At 69.0% G+C, this 18,234-nt stretch carries 20 protein-coding genes and 3 pseudogenes; 9 read left to right on the forward strand and 14 right to left on the reverse strand.

Features of this window, described 5'->3' with window-relative positions:
• Positions 1 to 2 precede the first annotated feature (2 nt).
• Positions 3 to 95, reverse strand: a complete 93-nt coding sequence (locus ACWGIG_RS09515) for an albusnodin family lasso peptide (RefSeq protein ID WP_453321004.1) — start codon at positions 93 to 95, stop codon at positions 3 to 5.
• Complete coding sequence (locus ACWGIG_RS09520; RefSeq protein WP_453320962.1) at positions 59 to 595, reverse strand: ISL3 family transposase; 537 nt, start codon at positions 593 to 595, stop codon at positions 59 to 61. Before ACWGIG_RS09520 ends, ACWGIG_RS09515 begins: the two co-directional genes overlap by 37 nt.
• Before the next feature lie 1,467 nt (positions 596 to 2,062).
• On the opposite strand from ACWGIG_RS09520, the gene ACWGIG_RS09525 reads away from it, so the two are divergent.
• The 3 genes from ACWGIG_RS09525 to ACWGIG_RS09535 all read left to right on the forward strand — a co-directional run bounded on the left by ACWGIG_RS09525 (position 2,063) and on the right by ACWGIG_RS09535 (position 4,168).
• The gene (locus ACWGIG_RS09525; RefSeq protein ID WP_453320963.1) at positions 2,063 to 2,899 is read left to right on the forward strand and encodes a helix-turn-helix domain-containing protein; all 837 of its coding nucleotides are present in this window, start codon (positions 2,063 to 2,065) and stop codon (positions 2,897 to 2,899) included.
• Positions 2,900 to 2,981: 82 nt separating this feature from the next.
• On the forward strand, positions 2,982 to 3,452 hold the full coding sequence (locus ACWGIG_RS09530; protein ID WP_453320964.1) for a cupin domain-containing protein: 471 nt from the start codon (positions 2,982 to 2,984) through the stop codon (positions 3,450 to 3,452).
• Positions 3,449 to 4,168, forward strand: coding sequence for an SGNH/GDSL hydrolase family protein (locus tag ACWGIG_RS09535; RefSeq protein WP_453320965.1), 720 nt, complete (start codon positions 3,449 to 3,451; stop codon positions 4,166 to 4,168). The genes ACWGIG_RS09530 and ACWGIG_RS09535 overlap by 4 nt, the downstream gene beginning before the upstream one ends.
• Here the strand turns inward: ACWGIG_RS09535 and ACWGIG_RS09540 are convergent.
• The 3 genes from ACWGIG_RS09540 to ACWGIG_RS09550 are packed head-to-tail and all read right to left on the reverse strand — an operon-like array spanning position 4,152 to position 5,707.
• Positions 4,152 to 4,880 carry a VOC family protein gene (locus ACWGIG_RS09540; RefSeq protein ID WP_453321005.1) on the reverse strand — a complete coding sequence of 243 codons (729 nt, stop codon included), beginning with the start codon at positions 4,878 to 4,880 and terminating at the stop codon, positions 4,152 to 4,154. The genes ACWGIG_RS09535 and ACWGIG_RS09540 overlap by 17 nt on opposite strands.
• Before the next feature lie 27 nt (positions 4,881 to 4,907).
• Complete coding sequence (locus ACWGIG_RS09545) at positions 4,908 to 5,291, reverse strand: VOC family protein (RefSeq protein WP_453320966.1); 384 nt, start codon at positions 5,289 to 5,291, stop codon at positions 4,908 to 4,910.
• Positions 5,292 to 5,329: 38 nt separating this feature from the next.
• Positions 5,330 to 5,707 (reverse strand): VOC family protein, encoded by a 378-nt coding sequence (locus ACWGIG_RS09550; protein ID WP_453320967.1) that lies wholly within the window; start codon positions 5,705 to 5,707, stop codon positions 5,330 to 5,332.
• A 345-nt stretch (positions 5,708 to 6,052) separates the two neighbouring features.
• On the opposite strand from ACWGIG_RS09550, the gene ACWGIG_RS09555 reads away from it, so the two are divergent.
• Entirely contained in the window at positions 6,053 to 6,670 is a 618-nt protein-coding gene (locus tag ACWGIG_RS09555) for a TetR/AcrR family transcriptional regulator (RefSeq protein ID WP_453320968.1), read from the forward strand.
• Positions 6,671 to 6,759: 89 nt separating this feature from the next.
• A pseudogene (locus ACWGIG_RS09560) lies at positions 6,760 to 7,851 on the forward strand (winged helix DNA-binding domain-containing protein).
• Here the strand turns inward: ACWGIG_RS09560 and ACWGIG_RS09565 are convergent.
• The 3 genes and pseudogenes from ACWGIG_RS09565 to ACWGIG_RS09575 all read right to left on the reverse strand — a co-directional run.
• A pseudogene (locus tag ACWGIG_RS09565) lies at positions 7,832 to 8,307 on the reverse strand (IS110 family transposase); the annotation flags it as partial. The pseudogenes ACWGIG_RS09560 and ACWGIG_RS09565 sit on opposite strands and share 20 nt — an antisense overlap.
• Positions 8,308 to 8,620: 313 nt before the next feature.
• Entirely contained in the window at positions 8,621 to 9,403 is a 783-nt protein-coding gene (locus ACWGIG_RS09570) for a maleylpyruvate isomerase family mycothiol-dependent enzyme (RefSeq protein WP_453320969.1), read from the reverse strand.
• Between the two features lie 433 nt (positions 9,404 to 9,836).
• Entirely contained in the window at positions 9,837 to 10,154 is a 318-nt protein-coding gene (locus ACWGIG_RS09575) for a hypothetical protein (RefSeq protein ID WP_453320970.1), read from the reverse strand.
• A 425-nt stretch (positions 10,155 to 10,579) separates the two neighbouring features.
• On the opposite strand from ACWGIG_RS09575, the gene ACWGIG_RS09580 reads away from it, so the two are divergent.
• A complete protein-coding gene (locus tag ACWGIG_RS09580; protein ID WP_453320971.1) occupies positions 10,580 to 10,732 on the forward strand; it encodes a hypothetical protein in 153 nt (50 codons plus the stop codon).
• Between the two features lie 376 nt (positions 10,733 to 11,108).
• Positions 11,109 to 11,360: a hypothetical protein gene (locus ACWGIG_RS09585; protein WP_453320972.1), complete on the forward strand. Its 252-nt coding sequence runs from the start codon at positions 11,109 to 11,111 to the stop codon at positions 11,358 to 11,360.
• 488 nt (positions 11,361 to 11,848) lie between these two features.
• Here ACWGIG_RS09585 and ACWGIG_RS09590 read toward each other — a convergent pair whose 3' ends face one another.
• The 6 genes and pseudogenes from ACWGIG_RS09590 to ACWGIG_RS09615 form a co-directional block, all read right to left on the reverse strand.
• Entirely contained in the window at positions 11,849 to 12,553 is a 705-nt protein-coding gene (locus ACWGIG_RS09590; RefSeq protein ID WP_453320973.1) for a cation transporter, read from the reverse strand.
• 1 nt (position 12,554) lies between these two features.
• Complete coding sequence (locus ACWGIG_RS09595; protein ID WP_453320974.1) at positions 12,555 to 12,890, reverse strand: ArsR/SmtB family transcription factor; 336 nt, start codon at positions 12,888 to 12,890, stop codon at positions 12,555 to 12,557.
• Positions 12,891 to 13,189: 299 nt separating this feature from the next.
• Positions 13,190 to 13,466: pseudogene (locus tag ACWGIG_RS09600) on the reverse strand (hypothetical protein).
• Positions 13,467 to 14,070: 604 nt separating this feature from the next.
• Positions 14,071 to 14,721 (reverse strand): response regulator transcription factor, encoded by a 651-nt coding sequence (locus tag ACWGIG_RS09605; protein WP_453320975.1) that lies wholly within the window; start codon positions 14,719 to 14,721, stop codon positions 14,071 to 14,073.
• Between the two features lie 329 nt (positions 14,722 to 15,050).
• Entirely contained in the window at positions 15,051 to 15,239 is a 189-nt protein-coding gene (locus ACWGIG_RS09610; protein WP_453320976.1) for a hypothetical protein, read from the reverse strand.
• Between the two features lie 14 nt (positions 15,240 to 15,253).
• Positions 15,254 to 15,577, reverse strand: a complete 324-nt coding sequence (locus tag ACWGIG_RS09615; protein ID WP_453320977.1) for a hypothetical protein — start codon at positions 15,575 to 15,577, stop codon at positions 15,254 to 15,256.
• Positions 15,578 to 15,922: 345 nt separating this feature from the next.
• Here ACWGIG_RS09615 and ACWGIG_RS09620 point away from each other — a divergent pair, with 345 nt between their 5' ends.
• Positions 15,923 to 16,399 carry a VOC family protein gene (locus ACWGIG_RS09620; protein ID WP_453320978.1) on the forward strand — a complete coding sequence of 159 codons (477 nt, stop codon included), beginning with the start codon at positions 15,923 to 15,925 and terminating at the stop codon, positions 16,397 to 16,399.
• 217 nt (positions 16,400 to 16,616) lie between these two features.
• Complete coding sequence (locus ACWGIG_RS09625; protein ID WP_453321006.1) at positions 16,617 to 17,525, forward strand: transposase family protein; 909 nt, start codon at positions 16,617 to 16,619, stop codon at positions 17,523 to 17,525.
• Positions 17,526 to 18,234 lie beyond the last annotated feature (709 nt).

Genomic DNA, 18,234 nt, shown 5'->3' on the forward strand with positions numbered 1-18,234 from the left:
GATCAGCAGTCGTAGGCGCGTCGTTTGTCCTCGCTCTGGCCTGCACCCTGGCCCTCGGTCAGTTCGGCGGTGCCGCCGACCTCGACCGGCAGCAGTTCGTCGTCGGGGATGACGGTATGGGTCGCAAGCAGCCGCGGTGCCGGTAGACGCATTTTTCGGCGGCTTCGCTCAGGTTGTGCCAGAGGTGCCATCGGTCGGCGGCCTGGAGAGCCTGCGGAGCACCGCAGGTGGCGCCTTCGGCGAAGAACGTGGCCCGGTCGCGGCAGAAGATCTCGATACCGGGACGCTCGACGAGCCAGGCCGCGAGCGTGTCGGCCTCCCGGTCGGGAAGGAGGTCGACCGGTCGACGGGTTTCCACGTCGACGAGCACGGTTCCGTAGATGCGGCCCTTGCGCTGGGCGTGTTCGTCCAGCCGACCACACGGGGTGCGGCGCTGGAAGGATCGGGAAACGAGGTGATCAGCCGCAGCAGGGTGTTCCTGCTGACCGGGACCTGGAAGGCATCCGTCATGCGGGCGCCGGCCCGACCTGAGGCGGAAGCTGGACTCGGCCGGGCAGTCGGCGACCACCGGCAGCCCGCCGCACAGGCGGATCATGGCGGGATAGCTCGCCCACTACGGCGCCGGGACGATCACCTCGTCCCCGGGCGAAGGGTGGCGAAGAACGCGTTGAAGATGACCTGCTTCGTGCCGCAGCCCACCGCCACCTGGGCGTCCGCGTACTCCAGTCCGCGATCCCGCTCCACCGCGTGCCGCACGGCCCGGCGCAGTTCGGGCAGGTGTTGGCGGGGCTGTGGCCCAGCACACGGCTGGCCGCCTCCTGGGCCGCGGCAATGACATGGCCGGGCCGGGCGAAATCTGGCTCACCGAGCGTGAGATCGACGGTGTGACGACTCTGCGCGCGATGCTCGGCCGCGCGGCGGGCCATCTCCAGGATGGGCGATCCAGCAGGCGTCCCCAGGCGACCGGTCACCGCGCATCCCTCCCGCAGGGGAACGACAGCTGCGCACCGCCAGGGGTCACCTTGTGCCGCAGGGACAGACGCCCCGGGGCACCGAGTATCGAAGCAGGCATGCAGACACACTGATGTAACTGTGCAAGGCACTACAACCATTACACGACAGGCCCGAAAGCCGTACGAAAGGGCTGGTCACAGCCGCCCATCGAGCCGGCTCGGGCACGGACCGGCGCGCCCTGGGAGATCGGTACCGCCCGGGCAGCGACTCAGTGGCTCCGGCCCGGGTCCGGCTGGCCGGTGCCGTGGTGGCCGAGCCCTGGCACGTCCTGCGTGTATCCCGGGAGGAGGTCGGCGTGCTGGGGTCGGCCTTCAGGTGGACGAGCAGCTTGGTCTGCTGGGGAGGGGGCAGACACAGCCGAAGTTCCGCGGCCGCTGGTACGCAACGCACTACTTGCGCTGGACAGACGTGAAAGCCGTCACTGAGCCCGCGCAGCACCTCGTCGACGGCCTGGTCCAGTTCCGCGCCCGCTCCGGCCACCGTACGCAGCCCCGGCGTCTCCGCAGGATGTTGGCGCACCGCCCTGGGAGCCGCAGAACGGCCGGATACGGAGACCACCTTCTCCAGCACGATGTGCTCGGGACCGAAGAAGCGGTAGCGAACCAGGTGGATGCTGCGCCTGCCGTTGTGGCGTTACGGCCCGAGGGCTCAGCGGTGGTCCTCGCGGGCGGGGACCGTCCCGGAGTAGCGGGTGCCGTAGTGGTACTGCGACACCAAATCGCAGAAGCAGTTTGGATGCTGCACGCCGATGGTGCGAATGAATGAAGCGCGTTGCGCGAAGGGCGTCGTGCCGCCGTTGTACCCGTCCCGTTCATCGGCATGAGGTGGCCCTCACTGTGACGACGGTGCCGTCTCTTCGGCTTCGATCCGCATCACCACTACGGCTTCACGAACCAGATGTAGAGCACGCAGCCGAGCAGCACCTGCAAGAGCACCACACCTATCCGTGCGGCCTTTGAGCCAGCAGGATCGTCACCCGCCGCACACGGCGGTGATCAGTCCTTGGCTGGTGATCTTCCTGGGTTGGGCGGCTCGTACACTGACGAAAATGGAGGACCACACGGCCACCGGGATCGGTGCACGTCCGGCGCCCGCCTTGCGGCAGTACGTCAACTCGTATGTCGGCTTCGACCTCCGCGGCCTCCCGACGGGGGTGCACTGCGGACCCCCGAGCCGCGCGCTCACTGCGGTGATCAGCCTGTCAGATCCTCTGGAGGTGGCGGCGGGCGTTGACGACGGGTCACCGGTCAACCGGTTCGGCAGCGTGGCCGGCGGTCTGATGTGCCGGTCCGTCGCGATTCACCACGACGGACGCCAGCAAGGTGTTCAGGTATCGCTGACACCACTCGGGGCCCGGGCCATCTACGGCATGCCCGCCGCCGAGCTCGCCCACCGACTGGTCCCACTTGACGAGCTCCTCGGGACGATTGCCGTCGAGCTGGTCGACCGGCTCCGATCGGCGACAACATGGGCGGAACGGTTCACCGCGCTGGACGAACTGCTGCTCCGAGCTGTCGGCCGTGACGCCTGTGGCGACCATGTGCGCGGAGTGCGCCCCGAGGTGGCCGAGGCGTGGCGCCGCCTCGTCGCCGCGCGAGGTTGCGTCCAGGTGGGGGCGGTCGCCGCGGAACTCGGCTGGAGCCGTCGGTACCTCACCGAGCGATTTCGCGGTGAGGTGGGCCTGTCGCCGAAGACCTTCGCCCGAGTCCTGCGCTTCGAGCACGCGCACGAACTGGCGGTGGCGCAGGACCCGTTCCCGTGGGGCGATGTGGCAACCGTCTCCGGCTACGCCGACCAGGCTCATCTCGTCCGGGACTGGCGCGAGTTCACGGGTCGGTCGCCGACGGCTTGGCGCCGCAGCGAAGTCCTCCTCGGGGCTGGGTAGCCGCCAATCGTCTGCCCGTCGCGTCGGCTTCTCTTCCCTTTTCTTCAAGACCGACCGATCGCTGTCGTGGACGATCGTCGGCATGAGACTCGTCAACCACGAACACAATGCCGTGGACCTGCGGACCACCCCCGTGCACCTCGGTCTGGGATCGAGAGCGAACCCCGTCGAGGGCTTCACCTGGGACCCGGATGTGCTCCAGGACTACAGCGCCGCGGTCGCGGCAGACGGCGCCGAGGGCCGGATGGTGATGCTCTTCGACGGCGACGGGCTCGGCGACCATTGGGAAAGCCACCCCGCAGGCGACGAACTGGTCGTTTGCCTCAGCGGATCCGTGACGGTCACCCGTGACGTGGACGGGGCGCATGACCGGGTTCTGCTCGGGCCGGGCGAGGCCACCGTCAACCCGGCCGGGGTATGGCACGTGGTCGACACGGAGGGGCCGACGTCCATCCTGGCCATCACTGCGACTCTCGGCACCGTCCACCGTCCTCGGAGCGACATCCGCCCGACCGAACGCGTCGGCACGCCCAGCCCGGAGGAAGCGCCATGACGACACGCATCGCGTGCCTCGGCGACAGCCTCACCCGCGCGCAGTTCAGCGTCGACTACCTGGAACTTCTCGGACGACGCCACCCTCCCGGTGACGTGCAGCTTGCCCGTTTCGGCGCCAACGGCGACTTTGCCTACAACCTCTTGCAGCGCCTCGATGCTGTCGTCACGAACCCACCTGATGTGATCATCGTGTTGATCGGGACCAACGACGCCCGAGCGAGCCTTGCCGGCTATCCCGTCGAGCAGGCCATGAAGCGCAAACAGCTCTCCGACCGCCCGTCGGCCGGCTGGTTCCAGCAGTGCCTGGGAGCCGTCGTCGCACGGCTGCGAGCGGAGACCGACGCGACGATCGGTCTGCTGTCGCTGCCCGTACTCGGCCAACAACTCGACGGAGCAGCGGCACAGGCATCGCAGTCGTACAGCCGGATGATCGCCGAGGTCGCCGCCACCAATGAGGTGACCTACCTTCCGCTCCACGAACGCCAGACGAAGGAACTGCGCCGGGCGGACCCGCCGCCGATTGCATACCGGGAGGTGACGCCCGCAGGGGTCGTCGGCGTCCTCGTCCAGCACGCAGTGCTGCGCCGCAGCCTCGACACGATCTCGCGGCGACGAGGTCTCGTGCTCACGACCGACCACATCCACCAGAACAGCCGCGGCGCCACCCTTATCGCTGAGGTCATCAACGCCGGTCTGCTCACCCAGAGCGTGTAGCTGGTTCCGGCGCCCGGCCAGTCGGATGCCGTCTACCGCGCGGAGGTGGCATCCGATCCAGGCGGTCAACGCCTACGACATCCGGCTCGTCTGGGTTCGTAACCACCGCGAGGGCATCGAGGCTGTCTTCGCGCTTGAGCTTGGCGTTCCCAGGTAGCCCACGGTGCCGGCCGCACCTATGGGAGCGGCCCTGGGCTCGCCGCGATCCTGCCTCGCCGCGCGGACACGGTCGTTGCCTGTGCCGGTCTCCGCTCCCGGGGGGCTTCTGAGTGAGGCCGATGAAGTTGCCGTCGGGGTCGGCGAAGTAGGCGTAGTGGCCGATGCCGGGGGTGATCTCGGTCTTGGTGACGACGGTCTTGCCGCCGAGGGAGGCGACCTTGGCGAGGGTGGCGTCGATGTCGTCGATGGTGAAGACGGTGGTGGGGCTGCCGATGGTGTTGACGCCGTCGGCGGGGCCGCCCTTGTCCGCGCCGTCCTTGATGAGGCCGATGTCGGGGCCGTCGGTGGAGCTGAAGAGGGGGTAGTCGGGCATCTCCATTTTCAGTTCGAGGTCGAAGACGCCGGTGTAGAACTCCCGGGCGGTCTGCGGGTCCTTGACGGTGAAGTCGACGAGCGAGATGTGGTTCGCATGGGTGTCTTCCTTCGGTTTGGTGCTGCGGGGAGGCGGTGACCCGTGCCGGGTCGCCGCGGGCGTGTCGGAGGTCCGGCGCAGTCGGGGCGGGAGGGGAGCCTGAGGGGCTCACCAGTCCTGTTCTTCGGCGACGCCGATGATGTAGCCGTCGGGGTCCTGGAAGTAGAAGAGCCGGGCGTGCTCATCGGTGTGCTCCTTGACGACGTCGACCAGCGGGCGGATCTTCGCGGTGTAGTCGTCGAAGTCGGGGACGTTCAGGTAGAACATGCCGAACGCGCCCGTGGGAGTGTCCTTGAGCTGTGGGAGCCACTGCCGCAGGTTGTCGGCGTTGTAGACCATGAACGCGAAGGCGTCCTTCCACAGGAGCATGCGGATGTCGTCCTCGGGGTTGTCGCTGCCCGGCGCCGTCTGGAAGCCGAGCTGCTCGTAGAAGGCGACGGTCGCGGCGGTGTCCTTCGCGCCCAGGCAAGGGGCGATTCCGCTGGTCTTCATGGGGTTCTCCTTCGCGTACGGGGTCGGCCGGAGGCGGGTCAGGCGGCGGGGGCGCTGAGCGCCATGGCGTAGCCGTTGGGGTCGCGGAAGTAGAGCATCCGGAAACCGCCGTCGCTGGCTTCCTTGAGGACCTCGACCTTGTCGCGGACGCGGGCGACCGCGGCGTCGAAGTCGGGGGCGTTGAGGTAGAAGAACCCGGAGGCACCCAGCTCGGCGGCGGTCTGCGGGATGAACTCCCGGACGCTGTCGGCGGGCTGGATCATGAACGCCATCGCGTCGCCGTTGAAGATCAGGTGGATCGGGTGGTCCCGGGCGACGCTCTCGCGGCCGACGGTGAAGCCAAGACTCTCGTAGAAGTCCAGGGTCTCGGTGACGTCGCGGACGGCGAGACAGGCGGTGAAGTTGGCGGTCTGCACGGGTGCTCCTGGTGCTGGTCGGTACCCCCCGACTCGAACGATACATTTGTACTGTACTGATCCGAACAGGTGGGAGCAAACGGACAAATCCATCGTTGGCCACGCCGCCCCGCCCCGCACCCCCACCACAGGAAACCGGCCCAAAGTGCCGTCGATCACCGGAAACAGCCAGTTCGCGGGGCCTTCCGCGAGGCGGTAGAACCGGGCACCTGGTGGTTCAGTGCCACCCCTGTCATTCCCGTACGTCCGTACTAAAATGCAGGACGCGCCCCTTTCCCCCGACCTGGAGAACCTCATGGACACCACCCCGCCCCAACCTGCGTCCGCTCCGGGAGGTCCTCGCTGATGGCCGACAACGACGCACCGCGCCGGCGCAGGGATCCCCAGCGGCGGATCGAGGAGATCGTCACCGCCACCGAGCGGGTCATCGCCACCAAGGGCATCGAGGGGCTCACCCACCGGGCCGTCGCCGAAGAGGCGGGCGTCCCCCTGGGGGCGACGACGTACCACTTCGCGACCCGCGAGGACCTCATCAAGGCGGCCCTGCAGCGCGCCGTCGACCGCTTCGGCGCCTACCTCGACACCTGGACCGCCCAGCGCCCCAACCTGGCCCCCGAGCAGTACGCCGTCCTCCTCGCCGACGCCCTGATGGGCAGCTTCACCGCGGAGGGCCGCGGGCAGAGCGTGATGGAGTTCGAGCTCTACCTCGCCGCCCTGCGCCGCCCCGAACTGCGGCAGGTCGCCGATCAGTACACCGAGCTCAACATCCGCGCCTGCGCGAAGTACACCGACCCGGTCACCGCCGCCGCCGTCGCCGCCGCGACCAACGGCATCACCCTGCGCGGCCTTGCCAACAGCCGCCCGCCCACCCGCGACGACGTCGAAGCGATCCTGCGCCGCATCCTCACCCCCAACCCCGCCCTCACTCCGGCCACACCGGCCGAATCGGGCGCGGACGCATGAACGGCTCCCGCCGCCACGTCAGCGCGGAAGAACGCCGCGCCCGCCTGGGCATCCGCCACCTCCTGGCACCCTCGCACCACGCCACACGGATGCCGGACGTCGCCCAGGCGCTGATCGGCCTGCACGCCACCGACCCCTCCACCGTGTTCCTGGCCGCCGCCGCCCGCACCAGCGCACCCGACATCACGGCCATGGAGAAGGCGCTGTACGAGGAGCGGAGCCTGGAGCGGATGCTGTGCATGCGCCGCACCATGTTCGTCGTCCCCGCCGACCTCGCCCCGGTCATCGAGGCGTCCACCGGACGGGCCATCGCCGTCAAGGAACGGGCGGCCTGCGCGGTCTACCTCCGCGACGGCGCCGAGTGGAGCGCGGAGCGGTATGCCGCGGTCGAAGCCGACCTCCTGGCCGCGCTCGCCCTCCGCGGAGAGGCGAGCGCCGCCCAGCTCGCGGCGGATTTTCCGGCGTTGCGTGAGCAGGTGACCGTCGCACCGGGCAAGCCGTACGAGGCCCGCCAGGCGGTCTCCTCGCGCATCCTGCGGGTCCTGGCCGCCGAGGGACGCATCCGCCGCGGACGCCCCAACGGCCGCTTCAACTCCAACCAGTTCCGGTGGAGCCTCTCCCCGCTCGCCGACGCCGCCCAAGCGTGGGAGACCGCGACGGCCAAAGCAGAGCTGGCCCGCCGCTAGCTGGCCGCCTTCGGCCCGGTCAGCACCGACGACCTCAAGTGGTGGACCGGCTGGACCCTCACCGACACCCGCAAAGCCATCGCCGCCACCGGCGCCCACACCGTCAGCCTCGACGAAGGCGCCGGATTCCTCCTGCCCGAAGACCTGGAGCCGGTCGCCGCCCCGGAACCGTGGGTGGCGCTGCTGCCCGGCCTGGACCCCACCGCCATGGGCTGGCGCCACCGCGACTTCCACCTCGACCCCGCCCACATCGGCGAGCTCTACGACCGCAACGGCAACATCGGCCCCACCGTCTGGGCCGACGGCCGCATCATCGGCGCCTGGACCCAGCACCCCACCGGCTCCATCAGAACGCACCTCCTCACCGACCCGGGGACGGGCGCCCGCCGCGCCGTGGACGCCCGAGCGCGGGAGTTGTCCGCCTGGCTCGGAGACCTGCGCATCACCCCGCACTACCGCACCCCGCTGGAGCGCCACCTCGCGCAGAGAGGGTGAGCCGGTTGATCGCGCGGGTGCGGTCGTCGGTGAGGTCACGTCGGTGAACGGTGAGGATCTTCAGCTCGGTGACCAATTCGTCCCCGGGCCGCGGGGTTTGCAGGTCCCGCCGGATCCGGGCCTGATCGGCGATGACAGCGGCGTCCTTGGCATCGGCCTTGCCTTCGCCCCGGTAGCCCTCGGATGCCTGATTGACGGCCATGCCGGGGATGTAGAGCATGTGCTGGCCGTGATGGAGCAGCAGGTCGGTCTGCAGGGCGGAACCGCCGTCGGCCAGGTCGATGCCCCAGGTGACCTCGTCGCCCAGGGTGCGGACATCGGCCAGGAGGAGCAGCAGCTCCGGCTCGTCGTTGGCTACCCGTCGCGACAGCAGCCGCTTGCCGGTGTCGTCGACCACCACGCAGTGCAGTGGTGATGGTGCTTACCGGCGTCGGTACCGGCCCAGATCGCTGTCACGCGCACTCTCCACGGATCGCTTGCTTTGCCTGCACCACAGACAAACATCGCTGGCGAGTCCCTACTCAGCGATCGGATCGCAATTCCTAATCAGCAGCCGAGTCGTCGCGGGGTGTCGGGCGGCGAATCGTAAGAAGCCCCGGACGGCAGACCACTGAAAGCCACACCCGACACCCCTGGGCGAGCCAACCCTACGAATGGCTCGCTCGTCCCGATCAACAAGGTAGGGACCACTGACCTGGGAACCAATCATCTGGATGTTCGGCGCGGGTCCGTTCGCGAGTCCGCGACAGGTGTGTGCGGTGTCCTGTCGTCACGCCCAGTCCTCCGGTTCCCAGGCGTAGAGCAGGTCGAGCAGCTCCGGGTCCCCGTCGAGTCGCAGGGCGTCCAGCGGAATGCGGTCGTACCGCCAGAGGACCAGTTCACTGGCCGTGCCGCAAATGGAGAGGCCTGCCGCTTCCGGGGCCTCGCCGTTCGCGGGCAGCCGGGTGGTGCGTGCACCGTCGCCGTCGACCGTGAGGCGCCAGGAGCGCCCCTCGGTGGCGTGAAAGTCGAAGGCCGTGGGCTTGTGTGGCCAGGCACTCCTCGTGAAGCTGGCGATGAACAGGCTGTCCTCGACACCGTCGAGCGCCACTTCGACAGGCAGCGAGGCCGAGTCGCCCACGGTGAGCTGGACATCGTAGGTGTGCACCGCGATCTCGTGGACTTGGTGCCGGGCGACGCCACCGGCGGTGTGCGGCGTCTGCGTGACACCCCAGCCGGTGAAGCAGCCCTGGTCCGGACCGGCCTCCCGCAGGGCCGCCAGCATCAGCTCGGTCGAGGCGGCCAGCCAGGCCAGCACGGCCTCGCGCTCCCACGGCGCGACCGCGTCACCCTGGACCGGGGTCCTGGACGTGGCGTTTGGCCCGGCGGCGACGGTGGCGGCCCAGCGACGGCGGCCCTCGCCGATGTGCTGCACCAGGTCGAACAGCGTCCACTCGGGGCAGGTCGGTACGGGCAGGTCGAGGCTGGGCGCGACGGCTATCGCGGCACGGAAGGCGGTTGAACGTTCGTCGATCAGCTGCAGCAGATCGGGAAACTCCAGAGTCTTGTGCACGGCGGTAGTTCTACCACCATGATCCATTCGCCCGACAGCGGTTTTCCCAGCCGATACGGCGGGGAACTCCGGCCCGGGCGAGCCCACGCCCGGGCTTTCGCCATGCCGCAGCCGACCCCGCGTTCAGGTCGACAGAACCATGCCCCCGACCGCTCCGGCCGCCTCGGCCTCGGCCAAGATCGCGGTGGACAGCCGTTCCGGTCGCGTCCAACTCCAAGCTCCGGAAGCGGCCCTACACAGTCTGCTGCCGATGCCCGTCCCCCTGCTGCCGACAACTGCCACAGGAATCCGCGTTCTTGCTGTTCAGTGCCTCAACGCGCAGCCCAGGACCCCTTGGAATCAATCATCCAGGACTTGTCGTGGACAACAGTGTCCATCGGTTCGCTGAGTTCGGCGACCCGATAGCGGGCGTTCCGATGTCACAGAGGAGGCACTACTCCGGCCTGGAGTTACTTGACCCGGCTGAAGGATTGCTCGCCAGCGGAGGGGCCGGTGGGCGGCGGAGGGTAGCCATGAGCACGGCGACGGCCCCAAGCAGCGCGCCCAGGCCCGCGCCCACCGCACCGAGCGTTCTGACGATCTCCCACGCCGTACTCTCCGCCGGGCGGCAGCCCGGGTCACACACCCACGGGCGGGCGCCGTCCGTCCGCGCGGCCGCGAGAGCGGCCAGGCCCAGCAGCAACAGGACGATGCCGGACCAGAACATTCTTCGGGCGGCTGCCTCGTACCGCCGCGAGCGGGTGTCGGCCATGCCAGCCACAGTCCCACCCCGGAGGACGGGTCAGCAATGGTGCGGATCAAAGAAGACTGGCCGAGGCAGGAAATGGCCACGCTCCTGAGACTAAAGCAGGGCCATCGACCTGAGAAAGGCCGAGAGCCGCAGGCCACAGCGTCGGCATGTGACGAGCGGACGCCGATCCCGGGATGCTGGACATCCCGGCCCTCGGAGTAGGCGTAGGCCCGCTCGATCTCCCGGCGTCCGGAGTTCCCTAGCACGGCCGCGAGATACCTTTCCAGCACCGTCGGCGTGACCTTCCCGTCCGCGTACAGATCGGGCACCGGCACGTCGGCCGGGGGCTCCCCGAGGACCGGAACCTCCTCGCCGTCCGTACGGGCTCCCGGCGCGCTGACCGCCGCCCACACCTGCGCCCCCGTGCTGGCCGTGAGGTGCACACCGTGCGGCTGGCCGTCCTCGGTCCACGCCTCGACCTGCGTGAGGTCAGGAGTCTGCGCAAGGACGTCGAGGAGGAGCTGCTGGAAACTGGCGGGACGCACGGCGGTGCTCCGGTCTGCAAGGGCGAAGCATGTCAGCGTACGGTCGGCCACTGACAATCAGCCGCCGGACCCATGCGAGGTTCCGTGTGTGCCCGCCGGTGCGACGCCGGTCTACGTCGTCAACGCCCTATCGTCATCGGTCGGGCCGGTCAGACCGCTCCCTCTCCATGCTCAGTTCCTGTCCAGCCAGGACTCCGCGACCCATTGGGCCGAGCCCCCGTCGGCTCGGCCGCACGGCCCGCTGAACCAGGAGCACACGCGGCTCGCCCGTCGGTGCGGCTGAGGCCGATGACATCACCGCCACCTCGGGCGCTGCCGGGAGCACTGGCGGTTCGCCCGTCAGGCCAGCTGAGGCCGGCGGCATCACTGCCTGCTCGGGTCCGGCCTCGGGTGCCGCGGGCACGTCGTCCGCTGGGGTCAGGAGGTCCAAGTGCTCACGGAGGCCGACTGTTGCGGCCCGGACTGGAGCGAGGAGCTGTTCGACTTCCGGTCCGAGCCGGGCGAGGGCGACGGCCAGGACGTCGATCCCCGCCAGGGCATCGTCCACGGCGATCCCGGTCGCGTCCGGCCAGCCGGCCAACTCCAGGCTGCATCAAGCTGGCAGGCCGCGACGGTGGCGGTGTCAGCCAGCGCCGATACACGGCAGGCACGTGGCGAAGACGAAGGCACAGTCACACTCTGATCAACGAGCCGCCCCGCCTCGCGAATCGCCAACACGCGGTGGAGTCGGTCACGGCTCGGGGGCTGGGAGCCCGGGGACGTGGACGCGGGGCCTAACTGCCCTACGTCCGAAGGTAGGAGAACAGCCGGGATGATCGGAAGTGGCCGCCCGGGTCCCGCGGCACCACGAGCCGGATCATCTCACCGGCATGCGGCGGGCCCGCACCGCTGCCTCCGCGCATGGAGAAGTCGGCACGCCGGTGGCGGGCGCGACGCGATTCATCCCTCCGACCGTGGGCGGACCGGTGTGAACGTCCGGGGTGAAGCGCGACGTGACCCACAACGCTGCGGGCAACGGCGCCTGGCCGTTTCGCGGTGGGAGGGGGTGCCGCGTCCTGGCCGAGTCAGCGGTGTCGGTTTGATGTGACGTCAGTCGGGGGCTTGCGGCGGGACTGTGAGGTGGCTTCTGGGGTGCAGCCAGCGCAATGGCCTGCCCTGGTGTCTGTTGGTTCAGTGGCAGCACCCGCATCCCGGGAGGCAACCGCAGGAGTCGTCGCCGGCCGGGGGCGTCGTCGCGGCGGGGGCGGCGCAGCAGCCCTTGCCCTGCCAGGCGTCGCGGCCTTCCTTCACCGCGATCACGGCGATGACCAGGGCGGCGATCGGGTCGGCCCACGACCAGCCCAGGGTGGCGTTGAGGACGAGGCCGGCCAGGAGGACGGCGGAGAGGTAGGTGCACAGCAGGGTCTGCTGGGAGTCCGCGACCGCGCTGGCAGAGCCGAGTTCGCGACCGGCCTTGCGTTGAGCGGCGGACAGGAACGGCATGATCGCCAGCGACAGGGCGGCAATGACGATGCCGGGGATGGAGCGGTCGGCCTCGCCGGTGCCGGACAGGGCGCGGACGGCGTCGGTGCTGACGTAGGCGGCGAGCGCGAAGAAGGAGACGGCGATGATCCGCAGGGTGGTCTTCTCGCGAGCCTCCCGTACGGCATGGTCTCGGGCGGAGAACTGCCAGGCGACCGCAGCGGCGGAGGAGACCTCAATGACGGAGTCCAGGCCGAAGCCGATGAGCGCGGTGGAGGAGGCGAGCGTTCCCGCGGTGAGGGCGACGACAGCTTCGATGACGTTGTAGGCGATGGTGACGGCGACCAGCAGCCGTATGCGCTTGGCGAGGATGTCGCGGCGGGCCGGGGTGGGCCCGAGGGATGTCACGGCCATCTCAGCAGCAGCCCTTCGTCTCCGCGTCCGGGCAGGTCTTGTCCTCCTCGACGGCGACGACGGCGGTGCGCAGCTCGTCGAGCGCGTGCCCGAGGCGTTCGTCGGCCAGCTCGTAGCGGGTGCGCCGGCCGTCGGGCACAGCGACGACCAGGCCGCAGTCGCGCAGGCACGCCAGGTGGTTCGACAGCCGGGTGCGGGAGACACCGATCGCGTCGGCAAGATCGGCGGGGTAGGCGGGAGCATCGCGCAAGGCGAGCAGGACACGGCAGCGGATCGGATCGGCGAGCGCGCGGCCGAACCGGGCCAGCACCTCAATGTCATGGGCGAGAGTCAGCACCCTCTGAGAGTACACAGAAATCTGAATTCAGAGAATCATGGATTCTCGGTGGTGCCTGCGCTCAGGCACGATCCCGAAGAAGCCGATGGCCGAGACGCGACATCAAAACCATCGCGATTGATCACGCCCCTACGCGCTCAGCAACTCCCCAACCGTCCTCCGTCATCCGACTGAGGCGGTTGACAGCGAACCCAGTCGCTCCAGGTCAGGGTGGCGCCCTGGACCAACTTCGCTGTCAAAGGACACCCACACACCGCGAAACGACTCCCACCCAGACCCCCATCACCACCGGCTGCTGATCAGGGGGGGGTGTCGCCGGACCAGTCCCAGCGGTTCCGCTCACCGGGGCGCGGGTCGTACAGGGCCCGGCCGCCCGGGCTCGGCCATCAACGCAACCCCGACGTCGATCGCGTCCGCGCTCCAGCCGGTGATGTCGAGCAACAGGCCGTCCAGCGGGCCGCCGACCAGTTCGACATGTACCCGGCCGGGCTTGGGACCGGGCCGGGGATGATCGTGGTCCTCGCCGTAGATCCGGCCAGGAACAACCCGCCCGACAGGACAGCACCGGCCGGGCAACCCCGAAACCGGGGGACAGAAACAAACAGCCTCACCCGGGACACCGACAGGGAAAAATGCGGCACGTACGCCATGCCCCTACACCAACCGTTCTACTGTCCCGCACGTCACCCATACGGCCGGTGGCACACTCCGCGCATTCACCGACACCCCCTGCACCTCCGCGCTCCCTCAGCCGTCCGGTCGTTCGCCGACCGGCGCTACGACTACGAGACCTCGTCGCCTCCAGCAGGCTTGCGGCCTCACACCGACGATCACCCGCAAAGCACAGCGCGCCGTGCCTGCCTGGCCAGACCATGTGGGTCGTCGAGCGGTCCTTCGCCTGGCTCCATCAGTCCGAGCGACTACGAACCCGCTATGAGGTACGCGCCAACCTCCGCCTGGTGCTCCTCCAACTCGCCTGCAGCATCCTGTGCTTCGGAAGCCCAGCGGCTCCGGTGTGGAACTCGCCCAGCGGCGCACACCTCGCTCGCGAACAACGTGCAAGGTCGTCTCCTTTCCCCGTACGGGGAAAAGGACCCCGCTGGGACCGGTGGTGCCTCGTCGTGCTTCGGAGTTTCGTGGGCGTGGTCCGGGGCGAGGTGGAGCGCGCCAACGGGCGGCTTCACGGCAGGTTTGTACCGAGAAGGAGGCCTGCTCGCTCCGCGCGGAGTGCCGCCTGGACCCGCCCCGTTGCTTCCAGCTTGCTCAGGACCGTGCCGACGTGGTCCTTGACGGTGCCGTGGGCGAGGTGGAGGCGTCGGCCGATCTCTGCGTTGGAGAGGCCCGCCGCCATCAGCACCAGTACGGCGCGTTCCCGGGCTGTCAGTCGTTCTACCAGTTCGGTGTCTGTGCGGCGGGCGGTGTGGGCAAGGAATTCGCCGATGAAGGTGCGGCTGATCTCGGCGGAGATCATCGTCCACCCGCCGGCGATGAACCGCGCCAGTGGTGCGTAGCGGTCGGGGGCGATGGTCTTCAGGACGTATCCGCGGGCACCGTGCCCCAGGGCGAAGGCGGCGAGGTCCTCGTCCGGTTTTCGGGAGAGGACACAGACCGCAGGCCTGACGGGCATACGGTCCAGGGCGTGCTGGAGGGCGGGCGTCTCCTCGGGGCAGCAGTCGAGGAAGACCACCTGGGGCTGGTACTCCGTGAGCCTCTCCGCTGCCTCGCGGACGGGCAGGAGGGCGGTGGCCTTGATGTCGTCGGCCACGGCCAGTACGTGGCCCAGCCCAGTCCTGACCAGCGGTTCGTCGTCGACGACTACAACTTCGATCATGGGTGCTCCCACCACGTGCCCCCTGAGTATGTGTTCCCAGTGGGGCGCAAGGGGAAACAAGGGGCTGCGCGGGCCTCTGGGCGCGGGGGTCCGCAGATTCGCCTGCCGTCGCCGATCCCGCGGAGGGGATGCGGAAGCGAGCCGTGCGACAAGGTAGCGGGCCGTCCGCCAGCACATGGCCCGAGCAGGCCTTTATCTGTCTGCGCACTGCGAGACCAGGGGCACGGTCCGTCGGTGTCCTTGGGGCGACACGGCAGCGGTTCACCCGCTCCCGGTCTCGCGCTGCCCGTGGGGTGGCGGGGCAGCGCGGGACCGGAGTGTGCGGCGGGTCAGCGGCGGGGCGCCGTGCCGTCCCTCGGGTGCTTCTTGTGCTTGTCGATCCTGCCGAGGGCGTACGTCATGGCTCCGGCGACGACCGCGGTGGCGAGGAGTTCACCCCAGTACGGTCCGATCAGGAATCTGTCGGCAAGCACGAGCACGGTGAACGCCACGGCGACGGTGATGATTCTGGACACCATAGCGGTGGTTCCTTTCACTTGAGCAGCGCGGTGATGCAGCCGGTGGCACCGGCCGCCACCGTGTTCACAGCGATCTCCCGCGCGACCTTCTTGTTGACCCGGCCCACGATCAGGGCCGCGGCGCTGCCGACACCGGCCCGCAGCAGGCAGTCCTTCGCCGTCTTCGTCATCGGCCGACCCTCCAGCGCCTTGCAGTACTTCGCCTTGTTCGTCTCCCGCTTGTCGAAGTAGCACTTCGAGATGTTGTACTCCTGCCGCGGATCCACGGCGTGGGCCGGTACCGCTCCGAACACGCTCGTGGCGAGCACCAGCGCGGCAACAACTTTGATCTTGTTCACTGCGTCCCTCGGGTCACACCGGCACGGACCAGGACCGCCCGGTTGACATGATCATGCGAGAGCGGGCCCGGTCGCCGACATCCGCCGAACGTCCTGAACCCTCCCCCGCCGAACGGCGGGGGCAGAGGTGCCACTGTGCCGGAACACCGCACGGCACACGGGAGCCATGTCGCGAGCGGCACGCCCTCTGGCCAGGGGTGCAGCCACCGCAGGCGCCCTGTCCTCCGGGTGGCGGGGCTGCTCCCCTCGCCGCTTGTCGGCAAAAGCAGGGGCCGCATGTCGCCGCGCGGGCAGGCGCACGTCGGCCCCATGGTGGAAGCACACCCCGCAGGAAGGGAGAAGACGATGCCCATCGTCACCCCGGACTACCACCTCGGCGTGGTCGTGGAAGACCTCGACCGGGCCATGACCGAACTCATCGGTATGCGCTGGCTGCCCGTGTTCCGCAGCGGACACCAGGTCGCCGGAACCCACACCCCGGGCTCCGGCCCGCTGATGACCTACTCCCGGCAGGGACCGCCCTACCTGGAACTCCTCGAACTCCTCCCGGGGAGCGTGTGGTCAAAGCCCGGCCTGCACCACGTCGGCTTCTGGACCGCCGACGTGGCAGCGGAGTCCGCGCGCATCACAGCGGCCGGATTCCCCCTGGAAGCCTCAGCGGCCGTCCTCGCGGACGACACCGAACCCGGCGTCTGCTACCACCGCACCTCCGACAACCTGCTCCTGGAGCTCGTCGAAATAGGCCGGGGCGCCCCGGCCCTCGCCCACTACCTCCACACCGACACCCAGCAACACCACCCACCCACCGACCCGCCCGCCTGACACGGCCACGGGACCCATCGGCTGTGCGCCACCGCCACCGTCGGCCACCAAGGCGGCAAGCGGCACCCAGCGGGCGAGAGCACCAATGTGCAACACCCTTCAGTGGAACCGACGGGGGTCGTCCGGTGTCAACTCCCCTCGGAGACAGTCGAGTCGAGCGCGACTGCTTACGAGTTGGTGCGTGATAGCGGGTGGGCATGCTCTGGTGATGAAGGGCATGGTCGATCGTGCACTCTTGGCGCATCCCCTGTTTACGGGCGTCTCGATAGAGCATCTGGCTGCCCTGGTTGCGGAGTTGTCCAGTCCGTGGACGGCTGCTGAGGAGGGGCGGCGCTATCAAGTTCGTGGTGGGCGCAGGAGGCGTGCACCGGGTGCAGGCGCCCGGTACCAGCTGGTGTTCGTGGACCGGGTGATCGTCACGCTGATCCATCTGCGTCACGACCTGCCGCATGCGGTGCTGGCCCTGTTGTTCGCGGTCGACCGGTCGACGGTCACCCGCGGTATCGGCGAGGTACGCACGCTGCTCGCTCAGCGGGGATGCGCCGTTCCCGACCGTCCTGGACTGCGTCTTCGGACTCTTCAGGACGTGTTCGCCTATGCGCAGGCCGAAGGCATCGAGCTCCGCCTGGATGCCACGGAGGTCCAGGTCCGCCGACCCGCCGCCGGACGTGGCGGCCGGCGCGCTTTCGTCTCGGGGAAGAAGAAGCAGAACACCATGAAGGCCACCGTCATTGCCGACTGGCGTGGCCGCACCTTGTGGGCGGATGCCCTCAGGCCGGAGCGGATGCACGACGCAACGGCTGCCCGCGCCGCGGGCATCACCGGCTGTTTCGAGCACTTCGGCGAGGTCGAAGTGCTCCTGGACGACGGATATCTGGGCCTGAGCCGCGACCACCCCGGACAAGCCATCACTCCGCCTCGCAAACCACGTCCCGGTGTGCCTGCACGCAGGATTGAACAGTGGGACCACGACCGACACGCGCACCCGTCCGACCGGATCACCGTCGAACACGCCCTCGCTCACCACAAGTCCTGGAAGCAACTCCGCCGATGGACTCACCGGCACGACCGGCTTCCCGATACCTACCGTGCCGTCGTCAGCCTCATCTCCGACTGTCGGGCATGACTTGAAGCAAGCCGTGGGCAGGACAAAGACGGCTCACCCGCTATCACGCACCAACTCGTTACTGCAGCGGTCCGGTGGACCGGGCAGCGGAGGATGTGCGGGAGCCACCCAGACCCGCCCGGGCAGGCTCCCAGGTGCCGGCGAACAGGTACCCCTACCGCCGGTGTCACGGAGCGTGTGGGCGGAGCGGTCGGCGTGGGGGTGTTCCGGGCGGCGGCATGATCACGCCGAGCGTGGGCCGGTCCTCCCCACCCGCGTGGGGGTGTTCGGATCACCAACGGTGAGTACCCTCCCGGCTCCCATCCTCCCCACCCGTTCGACCTCGGTCAAGGCCTCGCGGGTCGCCGACTCAGCAAGCCGACTCAGCAAGCCGACCCCACGACGCCCGAGGGTAAAGATCAAGCCCAGCAGACGATGACACCGCCGCCTTCGGCTTTGGCGCGTACGGAGGCGGCAACGATCTTGTTGAAGCATTCGGTGACGTACTCCGTGCCGTAGCCGCTGACTTCACCAAGGCGATCCCAGTGCGGGCGTATCGCTCCGCACTCGGCCGAGAAGTCATCGATCTCCCTCGGCTCGCCCCGGCAACCAACTGAACCCACAGGAAAAGGATCAGCCGATTACCGGACACACCCGGACTACGGGTGGTCTCCCGCCACTCGGTGCACGGTGCATGATGTCGTGTGGAGCTGACGACAGGGGGACTTCA

Source organism: Streptomyces sp. NPDC054863 (genome assembly GCF_053610825.1).